We start from the raw sequence: 16,616 nt of genomic DNA, 5'->3' as shown, positions 1-16,616 counted from the left end.
CGCTATGAGTTCATTCAGGCGGGGTGGCTGCGACAGTCGCTACCGATGCATACCGTGCGTATAAGGCACAATGTTGTTGTGACTTCGAATACTTCGCCCCACGACCACTCGGCCACAAATCCCCTGCGAGAAGAGCTCGGGGCACTATTCGACGCTGAGGATAACCGGATGAACCAGCACGCCGCCGGCTCCGCGTCCTCACAGCCCACGGCGACTCCGGGGAACACCGAGCCTGTAAAGCCGCGCACGGAACCGTCGACACGCTCCTTGCCTGACGAGGAAGCAACAGCCATCTTCGAGGAACTCGAACCAAGCTCCGAGCGCGCGCATATTGACCGCTCTGAAATCATTGCCGACGGAGTCAAAGTCCTAGCCCAATGGTGCATCCGCATCCTGATCATCGCGGCCACGGGCTTTGCCGGGTGGTACGTGATCAAACAATTCTGGCGTGGCCTTCTCCCCGTCGTTTTGGCGTTGATTGTCTGCACAGTGTTGTGGGGTCCCACGGCATGGATGCGCAAGCGAGGAGTCCCCAGCGGTCTTGCTGCACTCGTGAGCATCCTTGCCAGTTTTAGTTTTTTCGGCGGTCTCATCTGGGCTATCTCCCCCGATATAGCCCGCCAATCGCAGACTTTGTACTTCCAAGCATTTGAGGGGATTCAAAAGGTACAGCTGTGGCTTCAGGGCCCACCGTTTAATCTCGACTCAGATGAGCTCAGCAATCGCATTAATACTGCGGTGCAATGGTTCCAACGCCAAAGCGGGACCATCGCAGGCGAAATCTTCTCCGGCATCGGCATAGCCACCTCCGCTTTAGTCACCATCGGTGTGGTCCTGGTGCTTACGTTCTTCTTCCTCAAAGACGGGGAAGGCTTTTTACCTTGGCTGCGCAGCATCGTGGGCAAGCGCGCAGGCTGGCACCTCACGGAGTTGCTTACTCGATCCTGGATCACGCTCGGGGGCTTCGTCCGCGCGCAGGCTCTGGTTTCGCTTGTCGACGCCATCTTCATCGGAGCAGGCCTCATCCTGCTCGGCGTTCCTATGGCTTTAGCCCTTGCCGTGCTCACCTTTATCGCTGGCTTCATCCCCATCATCGGAGCGTTTGTGGCCGGCGCCCTCGCCGTTTTAGTGGCGCTCGTGTCCCTGGGGCTTACCAAGGCCATCATCACATTGCTCATCGTTCTTGCGGTGCAACAGCTAGAGGGCAACGTGCTTTCCCCACTGCTTCAATCCCGAGCGATGAATCTGCACCCGGTGGTCGTCCTGGTGTCGGTAACTGTGGGCGGCGGACTGTTTGGAATCATGGGCGCCTTCCTAGCCGTGCCCGCCGCCGCAATGATCGCCGTCCTCTTCCGGTATCTCCAAGACATGACGGCGCTGCGGGCTGGGGAAAAATCAGCCGATGAGATCACTTTTGTCACCACAGCCGGTTCCATCACCGGAAAATTTGGCGAACGTCGCGGAAAAGAACTCTTAGAAAAACGACGCCGTGAGCAACAAGATCAAAAAACCGACGACCCTCATCATGTCTCCCCAGAGGAGACCGATACCAGGACAGGGGCTATTTCTCCGTTGGATAAGTTAAACGATCTTGTTCATTTCTTTGACAAACATAAGTAAAAATGCCTCTCGACGCTCCCGCGACACAACCTTATTAAATTCCTAAGATCGCGCTCGTTGCGTAAGATAACAAACGTGTCACAAACGTCCGAAACTCGCCATCAAGCCCAGACGCAGCAAGCGTCGGGGAAGTTTTTCGGCATCTCTGTGTGGTCATCGATGTCGATCCTCGCGGCAGCGTTGATCACGGGACTATTGATCACGCTATCTACGGGTGTCATTGGCTGGCCTTTCCTAACGCTTTTTGCCATCTTTGCTATCGTCTTTACGCTGCTTACAGAACCACGAGGTCTCTTCCTCATGGTCGCGAGCATTCCGTTGCTCTATGCCATCGCGGTCCTAGCTACCGGATGGTTCCTTGTACAAGCCAATACAGCAGATGGTGTTCCTATCCGCAGATCTCAGGTCATCACAGCGGCTTACCCGTTGACGCAGCATTTTCCGTTGCTTATCTCGGTCACTGTGGGAGCGGCGCTCATCGCTGTTGCGCGCATCGTGATCTTCCGCCGTGGGGAAAAGCGCATCACCAACGTTAAGACGAGCAACAGGATACGCCAGACCGAAGCCAACAACCGCAGCGCAGCAAGAAAAGCACGCGCTCAGGCCCAACGCAACCGCAGCGAGGCTACGGGGTCGCAAGTCACTGTCGACGAGCTCATGCGTCGTAACCGCGAACAATCCCACAAGCCACGTGCACCGCGCCCATCACTGCACGACCCGGAACAGCGCGTGCCTCGCACGTATGCGCCGCGTCCCCGATCAGCGCCTGCACAAGGCCCGATTCCCCACGCAGACCCCCGCCACCCAGGTTCCGAGCGCATGCCACAGAGAACTCAGGCACCGCAGCCCCAGCCCCGGAGGGTGGCCCCCGAGCGCCCCATGCCGGAACGCAAGCTCATCGATCCTGAGCTATCGCGTCGCAAGACCCGGCGTTTTGACGACGATCTTTATAGCTGACAATAAAAATCTCTCCTCCTAGTCGCAAACAAACCTGCGACTAGGAGGAGAGATTTTTATACCCTTTAGTCTTTGATGCGAGGCGGGCGCAGCTCGCGGGGTAGCGCGAACGTGATCTTTTCTGCCGCGGTAGTAATTTCACTGACATCGGTGAAACCGAATGATTCGAGGTACTCCAAGACTCCCTGGACCAGAATTTCCGGCACGGATGCCCCGGAGGTCAATCCCACGGTGGTCACACCATTGAGCCACTCGGGATCAATCTGATGAGCATAGTCCACCAAGTGTGATGCCTTGGCCCCTGCCTGTAGCGCTACCTCGACCAATCGCTTTGAATTGGACGAGTTCTGCGAGCCAACCACGATCACTAGGTCAGATTCCTCAGCAATAGCCTTGACCGCTACCTGGCGATTCTGGGTGGCGTAGCAGATGTCGTCGCTAGGAGGGTTCTGGAGGTGGCTAAACCGCTCGTGCAGCTTATTCACAATCGTCATGGTCTCATCAACAGACAACGTGGTTTGCGATAGCCAGATCAGTTTCTCATTATCCAAAAAATCTGGAAGGGCAGCCACGCCCTCGACCCCGTCGACGAGGTGGGTGACGTCGGGAGCCTCGCCTGCAGTGCCTTCTACTTCCTCGTGGCCTTCATGCCCAACAAGGAGGATGTGGTAGCCGTCACGAGCAAAACGCTTCACTTCATTGTGAACTTTGGTCACAAGCGGGCATGTTGCGTCGAGAGTTTTCAGGCTGAGCTGGCGCGCCTCCTCGTGAACAGCAGGGCTTACGCCGTGCGCCGAGAAGACGAGGTGAGCCCCCTCGGGGGTTTCGTCGGTCTCGTCGACAAAGATGGCGCCTTTATCAGAAAGCATGTCAACCACGTAGCGGTTGTGGACGATTTCTTTACGCACGTACACGGGCGCACCGTATTTTTCCAGAGCGCGTTCAACGGTTTCTACGGCTCGGTCTACTCCGGCGCAATATCCGCGAGGAGCCGCTACTAGGACGCGCTTGTCTTCGGTTGTACCGTCGCTGTGGCTGTGACTCGCGCTGGAAGTAGTGACGTCATGTGGGCGTTGGTCGGGTGAGGTCATGACGACTAGCTTAAACTACTGCGCGATGTACCAAGGCACTGTGCCGTATGCTTTACGAGAACATATTTTTTGCAGTGAAACGAGGACGGAGGCCGTACGTGGCTAGTTCGCCGAGTGCACCGGAACAAGCATGGCCGGTTCGCGAGCTCAACGCCAAGGTAAAAGGCTGGATTGAAAAGCTCGGCCACGTGTGGGTTGAAGGCCAGATCACGCAGCTCAACGTGAAGCCAAGCTGGAAATTCTCCTATATCACGCTGCGTGACCCTGAGGCCGAGGCCAGTGTCCAGCTCACCTGCCCGACTCAACTTATCCGCTCGCTTACCACTCCTTTGTCTGACGGCGACAGAGTTGTGGTTTACGGGAAGCCCGCGTTTTATACAGGTCGCGGCTCTTTTTCCCTGTGGGTCACCGACATTCGCCCCGTAGGCATAGGAGAACTGCTTGCCCGCATCGAGCGGCTACGGCAGCAGCTCGCGCAGGAAGGGCTTTTCGACGCCGCCCTCAAACGCCCCCTCCCCTTCCTACCCAGGAACATCGGTTTGATCACTGGCCGAGGTTCCGCAGCCGAGCGAGACGTCCTTGCGGTTGCCCAATCTCGTTGGCCCGAAGTCACCTTCACGGTCAAGAACACTGCGGTTCAAGGAGCTCGCGCAGTAAGCGAAATTATCTCAGCGCTAGAGCAGCTCGACGCTGACCCCACTGTGGACGTCATCATCATTGCGCGCGGAGGCGGTTCGGTGGAGGACCTTCTGCCTTTTTCTGAGGAATCCCTCCAACGCGCGGTTGCTGCTGCCACCACTCCTGTGGTCTCTGCCATTGGGCATGAACCCGATAACCCAGTCTTAGATAACGTTGCGGATCTTCGTGCTGCAACGCCTACCGACGCCGCCAAGCGGGTGGTTCCCGATGTGATCGCAGAGCGAGAATTGATCGCAGAACTGCGCTCCCGCAGTGCTGCGGCACTGCGTAGTTGGGTGCAACGCGAGCAGCATATGATTCAAGCTTTGCGTTCCCGTCCTGTTCTCGCTGATCCTTTGTCTATGGTTCGTGTGCACACCGATGACGTGAGCAGGATGCTCACCTCTATTCGCCGTGAGATCACCTACCAGCTCAATAATGAGCGAGCTACCGTCAGCGCTTTGCGCAACCAGGTCTCCGCGCTTGGCCCCTCTGCCACGTTGGCCCGTGGTTACGCGGTAGTCCAAGTTATTCCACGGGATGGGACACCACCAGAGGTGGTCACAACGATCAACCAATCCCCACCCGGCAGCCAGCTGCGCATTAGGGTTGCAGATGGCTCGATCACTGCCGCAAGCATGCAGACCTCACCTGCCGATTAGCTTTACGCACAACGCTCTTATCCCAATCAACAACTAGCAAGGACAACTTTGATGAATAGCGACGTGATTGGTCACGGAACCGGCGAAAACTCCTTCACTGCCGTTGAACAACTCAGCTATGAGCAAGCTCGCAACGAACTAGCTGAAATTGTTCGCATCCTGGAACTCGGTCAAATGAACCTAGACGAATCCCTCGCATACTGGGAACGTGGCGAGGCTCTTGCCAAACGATGCGAGGAACATCTCGCCGGGGCAGCACACCGCGTAGAGCAAGCTTTGGCACAAGGAACAGAAAAATCCGCCGCCGAACACACTGCCGACGACGGAGAAGACGCCTTCTGAGGGGGCGTCGTAAAGCTTTTCGTTCCTACTGCGTAGAAATCGGCTCTGCTTTTATAACCCGAGAGATTAACTCATCAAAGTTTTCCTTGGGCGCAGCGCCGCTGACTAGGATGCGGGAGTCTCCCAGGTCTGCGATCCACAGCGCGCGCACTCCTTTTTCCTCGGAGGTGTACTCCGAAACGGTGACGCCCTCTACGGTGTGAGAACCAGTTTTTTCGCGAACATGTGAGTCAAATGCTGCAGCAGCTTCCTTCTCCCCCAACCCAGTTTGTTCCAGTTGGATAAAGGAAGCCCCATTAATCACCCAACCCACAACCGGCGCAGGAGTTCCTCCCAAATCATCCCGGCGCGCGGAATTAGCCACCCACCCGGGTATCTCTCCTGGGTAACGCACTGGAAACCCCATGCTGCGGGCTTCGAGGTGAAGATACGTTTTCGCGTCGACGGCATGGATGGGGCCATTTTCCGGCGCCCCCTTGTTAAAGCTGCACATTCCGGTAAAACCAATGATAAGAGCAGCAACAAGAAGGATCACGCCAAGAGACAACACGATGTCTCTGCCGTTCTGATAAATACGAGGTTTCTCCACAGCCACGCACAACAGTATGGCACGACTAAGCCACGACCGTGCGAAGAAGTCCTCTCCTAGCCGTTTCTTTTCCTCCTCCCTCCCTAGGATGGCTCCCCCTACAGCCGTAGTGCGATGTCCTTCTCACTAGTTTAATTTTGCGCGAGAGGTCACATTTCCGCACTTTCGGGTGTGCTGGTCAACCACCGCGGGGCAAGAGGGTGCAAGAATGTATGGATATCAATAATCCCCCGCTGGGAAAACAACCGGCGAGAGACCTCGTTAAATTTCTGCAGAATATACAGGCGCCACAGGAGGCCACCCTCATGACCAACCTTCATCCAGAAATTCCAGACCGTAACCTAGCCCTTGAACTCGTGCGCGTCACCGAGGCCGCAGCTTTGGCTTCAGGGCGCTGGGTCGGTCGCGGAATGAAGAACGAAGGTGACGGCGCGGCCGTCGATGCAATGCGCAAACTCATTAATTCGGTCCAGATGCGTGGCGTCGTGGTTATCGGAGAAGGCGAAAAAGACGAGGCCCCCATGCTGTTCAACGGCGAAAACGTGGGAACTGGCGAAGGCGCTGAGGTGGATATCGCCGTAGATCCTATCGACGGCACCACGCTGATGGCAGAGGGCCGCCCTAATTCAATCTCCGTGCTCGCAGCTGCAGAACGCGGTTCTATGTACGACCCATCCGCAGTGTTCTACATGAAGAAAATCGCCGTGGGGCCTGAGGCTGCCGGTTCCATCGACATCGAGGCTCCAGTCGCGCACAACATCAACGCCGTAGCAAAAGCAAAGAACATCGCACCCGATCAAGTGACTGTTGTGGTTCTTGACCGCCCTCGCCACGCGGACCTTATTAAGGACATCCGTGAGGCAGGCGCAAAGGTCCGGCTCATTCGCGATGGCGACGTCGCCGGTGCCGTAGCAGCAGCCCAGGAAACCAACTCCGTGGACATCATGATGGGCACGGGTGGAACTCCCGAGGGCATCATTACTGCATGTGCAATGAAATGTATGGGCGGAGAGATCCAAGGCATGCTCGCTCCCCGCGATGACGCCGAGGCCGACCGCGCACGTAGCGCGGGTCATGACCTCAGCCAAGTCCTCCTCACCAATGACCTAGTCAGCTCAGACAACTGCTTCTTTGTGGCAACCGGCGTGACCAATGGAGATATGCTCCGCGGCGTGAGCTACCGCGCGAACGGCGCTACCACGCGCTCCCTTGTTATGCGTTCCAAGTCTGGAACAATCCGCTACATTGAGTCTTCCCATAAATTGCAGAAGCTACAGGAATATTCGATCGTCGATTACTCCAAAGTAACCAAGTAAGTCCCCTGAATTCCAAGGTGGTCTAGCCCAATGTGAGGTTAGACCACCTTGAGTTTTACCCCCGCGCTGCAGCGTTCCCGCATTGAAGTACGTCACATTACCCGCGGGCTCCATATCCTAGCCACATACGCCAGATTTTTTCGGCATACTTGTACTCGTGTGAGTACATCGTCTTACCCTTTAGTTCCATATATCGGAGCTTATATACCGGGGCGATGTCCACGACCAAGAGAAACTTCGTATCACAAAGGTGGATCATTCATGACTGAGCAGCAGTACCGCATTGAGCACGACACCATGGGTGAAGTAAAGGTTCCGATTGATGCTCTATGGCGAGCACAGACTCAGCGCGCTGTGGAGAACTTCCCCATCTCAGGTCATGGGCTGGAATCCGCACAGATCCGCGCAATGGGATTGCTCAAAGCAGCTTGTGCACAGGTAAATAAGGATCGTGGCCTCCTCGACGCAGCACAGGCCGACGCCATCATCGCTGCGGCTAAAGAAGTTGCAGAAGGCAAACACGACGAGCAGTTCCCCATTGATGTGTTCCAGACGGGCTCCGGCACCTCCTCCAACATGAACGCCAATGAGGTCATCGCCTCTATTGCTCACGCAGCTGGCGTTGAGGTACACCCCAACGACCATGTCAACATGGGCCAGTCATCCAACGACACGTTCCCTACGGCTACCCACGTTGCAGCCACTGAGGCTGCCGTTACTGACCTGATCCCAGGCTTGAAAGTTCTCCAGGAGTCCCTAGAGAAGAAAGCCAAGGAATGGGAAAACGTGGTTAAGTCCGGCCGCACGCACCTTATGGATGCTGTCCCCGTCACCTTGGGCCAGGAGTTCGCCGGCTATGCACACCAGATTGAAGCTGGTGTCGAGCGAGTCGAGGCTACGCTTCCGCGACTAGGAGAGCTGCCTATCGGCGGAACCGCCGTTGGCACAGGACTTAATACTCCCGCAGACTTCGGCGACAAGGTCACTGCAGAGCTCGTAAGCCTGACCGGTGTTAAAGAGCTGCGTCCTTGCGCTAACCATTTTGAGGCACAGGCAGCCCGCGATGGCCTGGTGGAATTCTCCGGCGCAATGCGCACCATCGCTGTGTCGCTGACAAAGATCGCCAACGACATCCGCTGGATGGGTTCCGGCCCACTCACCGGCCTCGGCGAGATTCACCTTCCTGACCTGCAGCCCGGCTCGTCCATCATGCCAGGCAAGGTCAACCCGGTTCTTTGCGAAACCGCTACCCAGGTGGCAGCTCAGGTTATAGGCAACGATGCCGCCGTTGCGTTCGGCGGCGCTCAGGGCGCATTCGAGCTCAACGTTTTCATCCCGATGATGGCGCGTAACGTGCTTGAGTCTTCTCGCCTCCTAGCCAACACGGCCCGTATCTTTGCTACCCGCCTGGTGGACGGAATTCAGCCGAATGAAGAGCGCATGAAGACCCTCGCAGAGTCCTCCCCCTCCATCGTGACCCCGCTCAACTCCGCCATCGGCTATGAAAACGCCGCTAAGGTCGCCAAGACCGCTTTGAAGGAAGGCAAGACCATCCGCCAGACGGTCATTGATCTTGGCTTTGTAGATGGTGACAGCCTCACGGAAGAAGAGATGGATAAGCGTCTCGACGTCCTCGCGATGTGCAATACAGATCGTGATAAGTAGGTAACTAGTAGCCACGCTTAAGAGCTGGGAAGGCATGCGGATGTCTTCCCAGCTCTTCGTCTTTTCTGGGAGAAACCTCTCCTAACGAAATTTTGCACAGAGTAAATTGTTGCACTAAGTTTATTTTTATGGCGAATTATTCCGAACTCCCCCTGCGCGAGCGGAAACGCCGACAAACTTATGCAGCTATCGAGGACCACGCCACCAGGCTCGTCCTTGATCGAGGATTAGACATCGTCACAGTAGAAGACATCTGCACTGCAGTCGGCATTTCTAGACGCACCTTCTTCAACTATGTTGATTCAAAAGACATCGCAGTATTTGGCAATACCCCTCGATCTCCCCAGCAAGAAGAGATCGCAGAGTTTCTACGCACAAAGCATGACAAACTCACCCATGCGTTAATGTCGCTAGCTCTTAATAATGCTTTTTCCGGAGAACACACAGACGCAGTGCTGCGAGCCGAACTTCTTCGACGCAGAAAAGCGATCAGCCAAAGTAATCCAGAACATGTCAGCTGGTCAAAGCAAAAGATCACTAATTTCCAAAGAGAGCTCTCTGCGATCGTCGTAGATTATTTCACCCGCTACTCCGATGAGCGCGTGCTAGAAACACCGGCAAGCGTTGAGGCAGAAGCCATGGTTCGGATCGTTATCTCCGCGATTCTCATGGGGTACCACCAATGGGCCTCCGACGAAGCCGGAAGCTACGACGACCTAGCCCGCGCCTGTTTCCATGCCCTCGACATCCTCGTCACCTTTGCAAAGAAAAGCTCATGACTCTTTCAACGACTCCCCTCGAACACAAGCCGCAACAAGATCGCCCCATAGGGTGGATCATTGGCGCGCTCATGCTCAGCATGCTCATGGGTTCGCTCGGCCAAATGATTTTTTCCACCGCCCTACCCACAATCGTTGGCAGCCTCGGCGGCGTCAATCATATGTCATGGGTCATCACAGCTTTCCTCCTAGGGCAGACCATCGCGATGCCGCTTTTTGGAAAACTCGGCGACCTTGTGAACAGAAAGCCGCTCTTCCTTTTTGCCAACGCCCTCTTCATGGCAGGCTCGTTACTAGGAGGGTTGGCAAACTCCATGTCCGTTCTTATCGCAGCACGAGCAATCCAGGGAGTAGCCGGCGGCGCCTCAATGGTGCTATCCCAAGCCATTACCGCGGAAGTGACCTCCGCACGAGAACGCGGAAAGTATATGGGACTCATGGGGATGGTCTTCGGAGTTTCCCCCGTCCTAGGCCCAGTCATCGGAGGGTGGATTACAGACGGTCCCGGCTGGCGCTGGGGTTTATGGTTCAACCTCCCCATCGGAGCATTATCCATGACGGCGATTGCCCTATTGCACAAACTCCCCTCTAAGAAACGAGAGTTTCGTTTTGACTGGTGGGGAGCCCTCACTATGGCTTTAGCTACGACGTCTTTGGTCCTTTCCGTGACATGGGGCGGACACGACTACGCATGGACCGACCCGGTCATCATTGGGTTGCTCCTCGGGATACTCGTATTCGTCGTGTTGCTTATCTTCATAGAATTACGCGCTGCCGACCCGATCATTCCTCTTACGCTTTTTAAAAATCGGAATTTTGTTCTCACCACGGGGGCAGGATTATCAGTTGGCATTATTATGTTCGGCTCCATGGCATATCTACCCACCTATCTTCAGATGGTTCACCATATGAGTCCCACGAGGGCCGGCCTTACTATGATTTCTATGATGGGTGGGCTCATCGCAGCATCGATCACCGTGGGGAATCTGGTGGCAAAGACCGGCCGGTATAAGGTCTTTCCTCTCGCTGGACAGATCATTACCTCTATAGCGCTTGTTCTTATGGGTTCCCTTGCTGTCGACGATTCCCTGGTGCGAGTGTGCTGTTATCTTTTTGCCTTTGGCATCGGGATAGGAAGCACTATGCAAATTTTGGTGCTCATCGTCCAAAACTCCTTCCCGCTATCCGTAGTAGGAACGGCCACCGGCGCCAAAAACTTCTTCCGGCAGGTGGGAGGAGCAGTGGGGGCAGCACTCATTGGTTCCATATTCCTAGGAAACCTCAGCCACCAAATGTCGATGCACCTTCCGCCAGCGGTCGAACGCGTAATGCGACTAGGAGGGGATCCAGACCAATTCCATGTTGTAGAAAGCAGCGGCAAACTCACCCCGGCAGCAGTCTCTTCCCTACCAGACATCATTAAAAATGCCATTGCAGTGTCCTACAATGACGCTCTGACTCCTGTTTTCCTTCTCATCGCACCGATCTCACTGATCGCGGTGGTTCTTCTTTCCCTGGTAAAAGAGAAGAAACTAGCCGAGACAATCGAAACAACGGTGTCCAAGCCCTAGCCCCAGCTGCTTTTATAGCCCATAACAAAAGGCTGCACCCACAACGAAGTGCAACCTTTTTATCGTCTTAGCTGAGGTCTAATGCAGCGGCAGTGTGATCATCTATTTCCGGCTTGGGAAGCAGTTTCTCCCAAATATCGGTGTCACGCCATTGCCCCGCCATTTCGCCGTACGTCATCTTTGCCAAATGTCCTAAGGTCCCCACTTTTTCAAATCCTCGGGATTCATGTAACCGAGCAGAACCTTCATTTTCTGGGAAAATCCATGAATGAATGGACCACATTCCTAGTCCTTGGCACACGTCGATAAGCTTATCTAGGAGCGCTCCGGCAACCCCGCGTCCCCTGGCTTCCGGATGAATGTAGATCGAATCTTCCACGACCCCGCGGAATACGGAGCGTGAGGAGATGGGAGCCGCGGATACCCAACCTAGGATCTTCGAGTCGTCTTCCGCGTCTACGGCAACAAAAAGTGTCTCGGGAATCTTAGTGCCCGAGAACTTTTCCCAACTGGGTGCCTCAATTTCATAGGAGGCATGTCCAGTGTTCAACCCGAGGAGATAGATTTGTTGAACCTGCCCAAAGTCTGTCCGACGCAATGGCCGGATATAGAAATCCTTTGTGTGCATGTGTTCAATTCTGTCTAATCGGGCCCTCGTTAGCCACTCGGTATGTCAGCTTCCTTAGGGATCGTGGTGCTTGGGACTCTTATTTCTTCCGTATTTCTGCTGAATATTTCCCTTTTTCATCCCGGATCCATGAGATGATGCCTTTTTCAAATGTTTGACTCCAGCCCCGGGAAATAGCTTCCTCGTCGTCGAGCGGTGCCCCGAGATCAGAGTTCACGCCGCCGCGTGCGATCCACGTTTCCGCAATTTTCCCGATCACGGGCTCAACGTCACCGTTTTTATAGACGAGGTATTTTCCGCCCTCGAATGAGGCCATATATGCACCCTCGCCAACGTGTTCTACACCCGTGAGTGGCCCAAAGTTCCGGGCTTTACCTATTTTTTCCACCAACTCTGAGGGAATCTGTATGGCGGTTCCGTTGGGTAGGAAGAATTGGGTTAAGGCGCTGTCATCGTCGCCTTGAGGAAAATCTGCAAGCTGAGAAAGCGATTTAGAGGCGCCGGCTGTGCTTTCCACTGAGTTTCCCGATTCCGAGGGCGCATCAGCGGAAACCGTATCGTGAGGCTGCGCGTCGGTAGGAAGTAAAGAGCTTGACGCTGGCCCCGCATTACTAGCCTTATTCGTTGCGGATGAGCATGCAGAGAGCCCCATAGCAAGGACTAGGCCAGCTGCTAAGGCTTTTGCCCCTTTCCTCGCTAGCAGACTGTCTTGAGACATAGAATCACCCTCTGTGTGTTAGGCCGTCATGCGAACATACTGCGTCGCCGATTGTGAATGCGAGTCACCCTTTTTAGCAACCACTCACGCCAATCGTTAACAGATCGAGACCCGATGGTTATCTCTTTGTGGCGCCTTATCGACGCCCACGTGGCTTCGTTTTTCGCCCCATCTTCGGTCGTTGCACCTTTGATTTCTTGTCGGCTTCTCTGCGTTGTTGTTTGGCCAATCTCTTCTCCCGGGCACTAAGCTTCTTTTCGCCTGATTGGCGGGAGGAGTTGAGCTTTCTGCCTTTGGCAATTCCCACAAAATCTTGAATGTCCTCGGCATCGCGGTCTTTCTTCCATGTCAAAGCTATGCACGTCTGTCCCACGTGAGTAGGAGAGGTGAAGTCCCGGTGCTCTATGAGTTTTCCGCTCATAGCCTTGATAAGCGGGCGAGGCGCGATGACGTAGCCAACGTTTGCAGCCACCACTTGCAAGGCAGAGCGCAGTTCATCGATGTCCAGTTCCAAGGCATTACCGATGCGGTAATTACAGATCTCGCCTTCCAGGTCTGCGTCGGAAAGCTTATCCAGAAGCGTGAGCGTGTGCTCTTTGGGCAGAGCTATCCCCATGCTTTCTTGATATAACCGCACCACGTGGAGATCCGGGCTGCCGTCGATGCGAGAATCAGGCAGCCTTACCAGGGCTATATCCGCGGAGTCTTCGAGCAGTTGTGTCACGGGATCAGGCGAGGCAGCGCTATGGATTCCGCCGTACTGTGTGCGATCGTCGAATCGGCGCAGCCACTTGTCTGGCTCGGTACCAATGACAAAACTTAAGCTCATCATGGAAAACAATGCTACCGTTGAATGCGTGAATGAAGAATCTGTACGCAAGCCGTCTGGCATAGCAATGAAGCCACAGACCGCTGCGAAGAAGTTGGGCATCTATTTCCCCGCCACTCCAGAGGAGTTCCAAGCTAACGCTCTCACTCATGATGAGTTCGTGGCACTTCAGAGCAATCCCCCTGAGTGGCTGCAAGAATTGCGCCGCACGGGGCCACACCCACGTCCAGTTGTCGCGCAAAAACTCGGTGTCACCATCACCGCGCTTAAGCGCAATGATATGGATAAGGCTTTGACCACCGCGGACATCAAGGAACTCTTGGAAAATCAACCGGAGTGGTTGCGTGCTGCACGCACTGCCCTGGCTGACTCGCGCAATGAGTCCAACAACAATGCAACCTCAAACGATGAGGATAACAACAACCGGGACTAGCCTCCACGGTTTCCCTGCTCGTACCGACGGCTGAAAATGGGTAACCTTACCCGGTTTTCAGCCGTTTTTAATTTTCCAACAGCGCCCCTACCTGCCTTTATTCAGCATTTCGACATTAAATACCAACAAGAAGTGTGACATGTCACCAAAGCTGCTTTTCTTCGACAAATTCACTTAATGAATTTTTGCACGTTGTGCAGTTTCGGGCGTATTCTCACATTCTGTGGCGAGAATCAATAGAAACGCCTGCGGGAACCGTGCCGTACCGATGGAATCCCACAGAAAAGTAAAAAAATACGTACTCATCAAGCTATCGAAGACATCGCAACGCGCCTTGTACTAGAACGTGGTTTTTCCAACGTCACTGTCGAGGAAATGTGCGAGCCGGTCGGAGTGTCCAAGCGGACATTTTTCAACTACTTCGCAACAAAAGACGATGCTGTCCTAGGCACAGGTCCACGAAAACCTACGCCGCAGGAAAAGGAAGCGTTCCTCTCAACTGAACACGAGAACCTCCCCAACGCAGTCCTCAATATGTTGGTGAAGCTCATCTTTGATCCCACTCGTGATGAATATTTTTCTGCTTCCATACAAAAGCGTCGCAGGGAGATCTGGGAGAAAGACCCCGCGCTCATGCAACAGCACTTTGGGCGATTCCACCAGATAAATTCCGAGTTGGAAAAACTCATTACCAAGTATCCTTGCACCCACCCGGCTGCGAGGAAAACAAAGCTCGAAGAAAAACGCGAGGCCACAGTGCTCTGCGGAATCGCCTTCACCACCATCAAACTCGGATTCCAGTCTTTTAATAACGACTATCCCTCACCGCAGCAGCTCCGCGAGGCCTGCGAAGGAATGTTCTCCGCATTCCACGATGTTTTCCGAGCGACCCCCTAACTCCCCTCATTGTACGTCTTGCCAGCCCGCATCAAGACGCCCCTCTTCAATACTTTATTAGGACTTCCCCATGAACACCGTTGACACCGAATCGGTGGACGTCGAAAAGCAAGAAAAACGCAAAGGTTCACGACGCCGCGCCACACCCAAAGCAAAGCGGAAATCGAGCATGACTCCCGAGGAACAAAAGCGCGCCTGGTGGGTGCTCTCTGCACTCATGGTCTCCATGCTGCTTTCCAGCCTGGACCAAATGATCTTCTCCACCGCACTTCCTACCATCGTCGGTGAAATAGGCGGCGTAGACCACATGATGTGGGTTATTACTGCCTACATGGTCTGAGAGACCGTCATGTTGCCGATCTACGGCGAACTTGGAGACATCATCGGCCGTAAAGGGCTCTTCATCGGAGCCCTCATCATCTTCCTCATCGGCTCTATCTTTGGTGGCATGGCCAATACCATGACCATGCTGATCACCGGACGCGCAATCCAAGGTATCGGCGGCGGCGGACTCATGATCCTTTCTCAAGCGATCATCGCCGACATCATCCCCGCCCGTGAACGCGGCCGTTATATGGGATGGATGGGTGGAATCTTCGGCCTCTCCGCTGTCCTCGGCCCCCTCCTAGGCGGCTGGTTTACTGAAGGCATCGGTTGGCGCTGGGCCTTCTGGATGAATCTCCCCCTCGGTGCAATCGCAGTTGCTATTGCGATCTACTTCCTCCGCATCCCAACCCATGAAAAGAAGCCTTTTACGTGGGATTACCTGGGAACCATCTTAATGATCATCGCTACGGTTTCCCTGATACTGGTGACCACCTGGGGCGGCTCTCAATATGAGTGGTCCGATCCACTGATCATCGGCCTGATTATCACTACGGTGGTTTCTGCGGGGCTGCTCGTTCTCGTCGATCTCAAGGCAACTGATCCGCTCATCCCGCTCTCGTTCTTCACCAACCGTAACTTCGCGCTGACCACAGCTGCCGGCTTGGTCCTAGGAATCACCATGTTTGGTGTTCTAGGCTACCTTCCTACGTACATGCAGATGGTCTCCGGCATCTCTGCAACCGAGGCTGGATACATGATGATCCCCATGATGGGACTTTCTATTTGGTCTGGTACACGCATCGCCAAAACTGGAAAGTACCGCCACTTCCCCATCATCGGCATGCTGGTCACGCTCGGCGCACTCGCGCTGTTCCACACGCTTCACACCGATATCTCCCTCTGGCAGATCGGCCTTTACCTCTTCATCCTCGGCGTTGGCTTGGGATTCTCCATGCAAGTCCTGGTTCTCATCGTGCAGAATACGCTCCCGATGGAGGTCGTTGGCTCCGTAACCGCCGTGAACAATTTCTTCCGACAAATCGGCGCTTCCTTGGGTTCTGCCCTTGTCGGCGGCATCTTTGTAGGAAACCTTTCCTCGCTCATGGCTGAGCGTCTTCCGGGAGCTATCCAGCAGCTTCCTCCTGAGCAGCAACAAGCTATGGCTGCGCAAGGCGGACTGGACTCCAATGAAATCACCCCCGCGCTTGTGCACCAATTGCCTGGGCCTGTGCACGATGCTTTCGTTTCTTCTTACAACGATGCGCTTACTCCGGTCTTTGTGATTCTCATGCCGATCGTGATTCTGGCGCTCATCCTAGTATCACTCATCAAACATGAAAAGCTTCGCGACACCACCATCTCGCAGCAGCCTCATAATCCCGATGCAGTGACCGAACCAGAAGAGCCTGCATCCGATTCGCCGGCCACCACGGCCTAAAATCTCAACGTTTAAGCCCCCGACACCAGCGTCACAAAGACGCGCGGTGCCGGGGGCTTTCTCGTATTACCTCGGG

General features: G+C 54.8%; 14 protein-coding genes and 2 pseudogenes. 11 read left to right on the top strand and 5 right to left on the bottom strand.

The annotated features are described in order from the left end of the window. Positions 1–45: 45 nt before the first annotated feature. Together CBE74_RS16850 and CBE74_RS16845 are read left to right on the top strand one after the other, a co-directional pair. The gene (locus CBE74_RS16850; RefSeq protein ID WP_087453713.1) at positions 46–1,620 is read left to right on the top strand and encodes an AI-2E family transporter; all 1,575 of its coding nucleotides are present in this window, start codon (positions 46–48) and stop codon (positions 1,618–1,620) included. Between the two features lie 75 nt (positions 1,621–1,695). Then, a complete protein-coding gene (locus CBE74_RS16845) occupies positions 1,696–2,577 on the top strand; it encodes a DUF6542 domain-containing protein (RefSeq protein ID WP_310795225.1) in 882 nt (293 codons plus the stop codon). 65 nt (positions 2,578–2,642) lie between these two features. On the opposite strand, the gene CBE74_RS16840 is transcribed toward CBE74_RS16845, so the two are convergent. Beyond that, the gene (locus CBE74_RS16840; RefSeq protein ID WP_087453712.1) at positions 2,643–3,668 is read right to left on the bottom strand and encodes a 4-hydroxy-3-methylbut-2-enyl diphosphate reductase; all 1,026 of its coding nucleotides are present in this window, start codon (positions 3,666–3,668) and stop codon (positions 2,643–2,645) included. A 98-nt stretch (positions 3,669–3,766) separates the two neighbouring features. Here CBE74_RS16840 and xseA point away from each other — a divergent pair, with 98 nt between their 5' ends. Next, positions 3,767–5,008: an exodeoxyribonuclease VII large subunit gene (xseA, locus tag CBE74_RS16835; protein ID WP_166741011.1), complete on the top strand. Its 1,242-nt coding sequence runs from the start codon at positions 3,767–3,769 to the stop codon at positions 5,006–5,008. Between the two features lie 51 nt (positions 5,009–5,059). Continuing rightward, positions 5,060–5,350 (top strand): exodeoxyribonuclease VII small subunit, encoded by a 291-nt coding sequence (locus tag CBE74_RS16830; RefSeq protein ID WP_087453710.1) that lies wholly within the window; start codon positions 5,060–5,062, stop codon positions 5,348–5,350. Positions 5,351–5,375: 25 nt separating this feature from the next. On the opposite strand, the gene CBE74_RS16825 is transcribed toward CBE74_RS16830, so the two are convergent. Further along, positions 5,376–5,945, bottom strand: coding sequence for a DUF4245 domain-containing protein (locus CBE74_RS16825; protein ID WP_087453709.1), 570 nt, complete (start codon positions 5,943–5,945; stop codon positions 5,376–5,378). A 299-nt stretch (positions 5,946–6,244) separates the two neighbouring features. On the opposite strand from CBE74_RS16825, the gene glpX reads away from it, so the two are divergent. From glpX to CBE74_RS16805, 4 genes are all read left to right on the top strand, one after another. Beyond that, positions 6,245–7,255, top strand: a complete 1,011-nt coding sequence (gene glpX, locus CBE74_RS16820) for a class II fructose-bisphosphatase (protein WP_087454857.1) — start codon at positions 6,245–6,247, stop codon at positions 7,253–7,255. A 261-nt stretch (positions 7,256–7,516) separates the two neighbouring features. Further along, positions 7,517–8,920, top strand: a complete 1,404-nt coding sequence (locus tag CBE74_RS16815; protein WP_087453708.1) for a class II fumarate hydratase — start codon at positions 7,517–7,519, stop codon at positions 8,918–8,920. A 128-nt stretch (positions 8,921–9,048) separates the two neighbouring features. Then, positions 9,049–9,699, top strand: coding sequence for a TetR/AcrR family transcriptional regulator (locus CBE74_RS16810; protein WP_087453707.1), 651 nt, complete (start codon positions 9,049–9,051; stop codon positions 9,697–9,699). Next, positions 9,696–11,270 (top strand): MDR family MFS transporter, encoded by a 1,575-nt coding sequence (locus CBE74_RS16805; protein WP_087453706.1) that lies wholly within the window; start codon positions 9,696–9,698, stop codon positions 11,268–11,270. The genes CBE74_RS16810 and CBE74_RS16805 overlap by 4 nt, the downstream gene beginning before the upstream one ends. Before the next feature lie 67 nt (positions 11,271–11,337). Here the strand turns inward: CBE74_RS16805 and CBE74_RS16800 are convergent, their stop codons facing one another. The 3 genes from CBE74_RS16800 to CBE74_RS16790 form a co-directional block, all read right to left on the bottom strand. Next, on the bottom strand, positions 11,338–11,898 hold the full coding sequence (locus CBE74_RS16800) for a GNAT family N-acetyltransferase (protein WP_087453705.1): 561 nt from the start codon (positions 11,896–11,898) through the stop codon (positions 11,338–11,340). A 79-nt stretch (positions 11,899–11,977) separates the two neighbouring features. Beyond that, positions 11,978–12,616 carry an LGFP repeat-containing protein gene (locus tag CBE74_RS16795; protein ID WP_087453704.1) on the bottom strand — a complete coding sequence of 213 codons (639 nt, stop codon included), beginning with the start codon at positions 12,614–12,616 and terminating at the stop codon, positions 11,978–11,980. A 136-nt stretch (positions 12,617–12,752) separates the two neighbouring features. Beyond that, positions 12,753–13,448: a LysR family transcriptional regulator substrate-binding protein gene (locus CBE74_RS16790; protein ID WP_087453703.1), complete on the bottom strand. Its 696-nt coding sequence runs from the start codon at positions 13,446–13,448 to the stop codon at positions 12,753–12,755. Here CBE74_RS16790 and CBE74_RS16785 point away from each other — a divergent pair. The 3 genes and pseudogenes from CBE74_RS16785 to CBE74_RS16775 all read left to right on the top strand — a co-directional run bounded on the left by CBE74_RS16785 (position 13,447) and on the right by CBE74_RS16775 (position 16,540). Then, a complete protein-coding gene (locus CBE74_RS16785) occupies positions 13,447–13,878 on the top strand; it encodes a DUF5997 family protein (protein WP_087453702.1) in 432 nt (143 codons plus the stop codon). The genes CBE74_RS16790 and CBE74_RS16785 overlap by 2 nt on opposite strands. Positions 13,879–14,146: 268 nt before the next feature. Next, positions 14,147–14,775 (top strand): annotated as a pseudogene (locus CBE74_RS16780) (TetR family transcriptional regulator). 70 nt (positions 14,776–14,845) lie between these two features. Next, positions 14,846–16,540: pseudogene (locus tag CBE74_RS16775) on the top strand (MDR family MFS transporter). The last annotated feature ends 76 nt before the right edge of the window (positions 16,541–16,616 follow it).

The sequence above is a fragment of the Corynebacterium silvaticum genome, assembly GCF_002162115.2.
In the GTDB taxonomy this organism is placed as follows: Bacteria; Actinomycetota; Actinomycetes; order Mycobacteriales; family Mycobacteriaceae; genus Corynebacterium; species Corynebacterium silvaticum.
Note: the sequence above shows the minus strand (reverse complement) of the source record. Positions and strands in the feature narration are given on the sequence as shown.

Excerpts from the sequence above, each read along its gene's own strand:
- CBE74_RS16805 (WP_087453706.1), top strand. The coding sequence starts at position 9,696 with ATGACTCTTTCAACGACTCCCCTCGAACACAAGCCGCAACAAGATCGC.
- CBE74_RS16815 (WP_087453708.1), top strand. The coding sequence starts at position 7,517 with ATGACTGAGCAGCAGTACCGCATTGAGCACGACACCATGGGTGAAGTA.
- CBE74_RS16830 (WP_087453710.1), top strand. The coding sequence starts at position 5,060 with ATGAATAGCGACGTGATTGGTCACGGAACCGGCGAAAACTCCTTCACT.
- CBE74_RS16850 (WP_087453713.1), top strand. The coding sequence starts at position 46 with ATGCATACCGTGCGTATAAGGCACAATGTTGTTGTGACTTCGAATACT.
- CBE74_RS16795 (WP_087453704.1), bottom strand. The coding sequence starts at position 12,616 with ATGTCTCAAGACAGTCTGCTAGCGAGGAAAGGGGCAAAAGCCTTAGCA.
- CBE74_RS16810 (WP_087453707.1), top strand. The coding sequence starts at position 9,049 with ATGGCGAATTATTCCGAACTCCCCCTGCGCGAGCGGAAACGCCGACAA.
- glpX (WP_087454857.1), top strand. The coding sequence starts at position 6,245 with ATGACCAACCTTCATCCAGAAATTCCAGACCGTAACCTAGCCCTTGAA.
- CBE74_RS16785 (WP_087453702.1), top strand. The coding sequence starts at position 13,447 with ATGGAAAACAATGCTACCGTTGAATGCGTGAATGAAGAATCTGTACGC.
- CBE74_RS16800 (WP_087453705.1), bottom strand. The coding sequence starts at position 11,898 with ATGCACACAAAGGATTTCTATATCCGGCCATTGCGTCGGACAGACTTT.
- CBE74_RS16790 (WP_087453703.1), bottom strand. The coding sequence starts at position 13,448 with ATGATGAGCTTAAGTTTTGTCATTGGTACCGAGCCAGACAAGTGGCTG.
- CBE74_RS16840 (WP_087453712.1), bottom strand. The coding sequence starts at position 3,668 with ATGACCTCACCCGACCAACGCCCACATGACGTCACTACTTCCAGCGCG.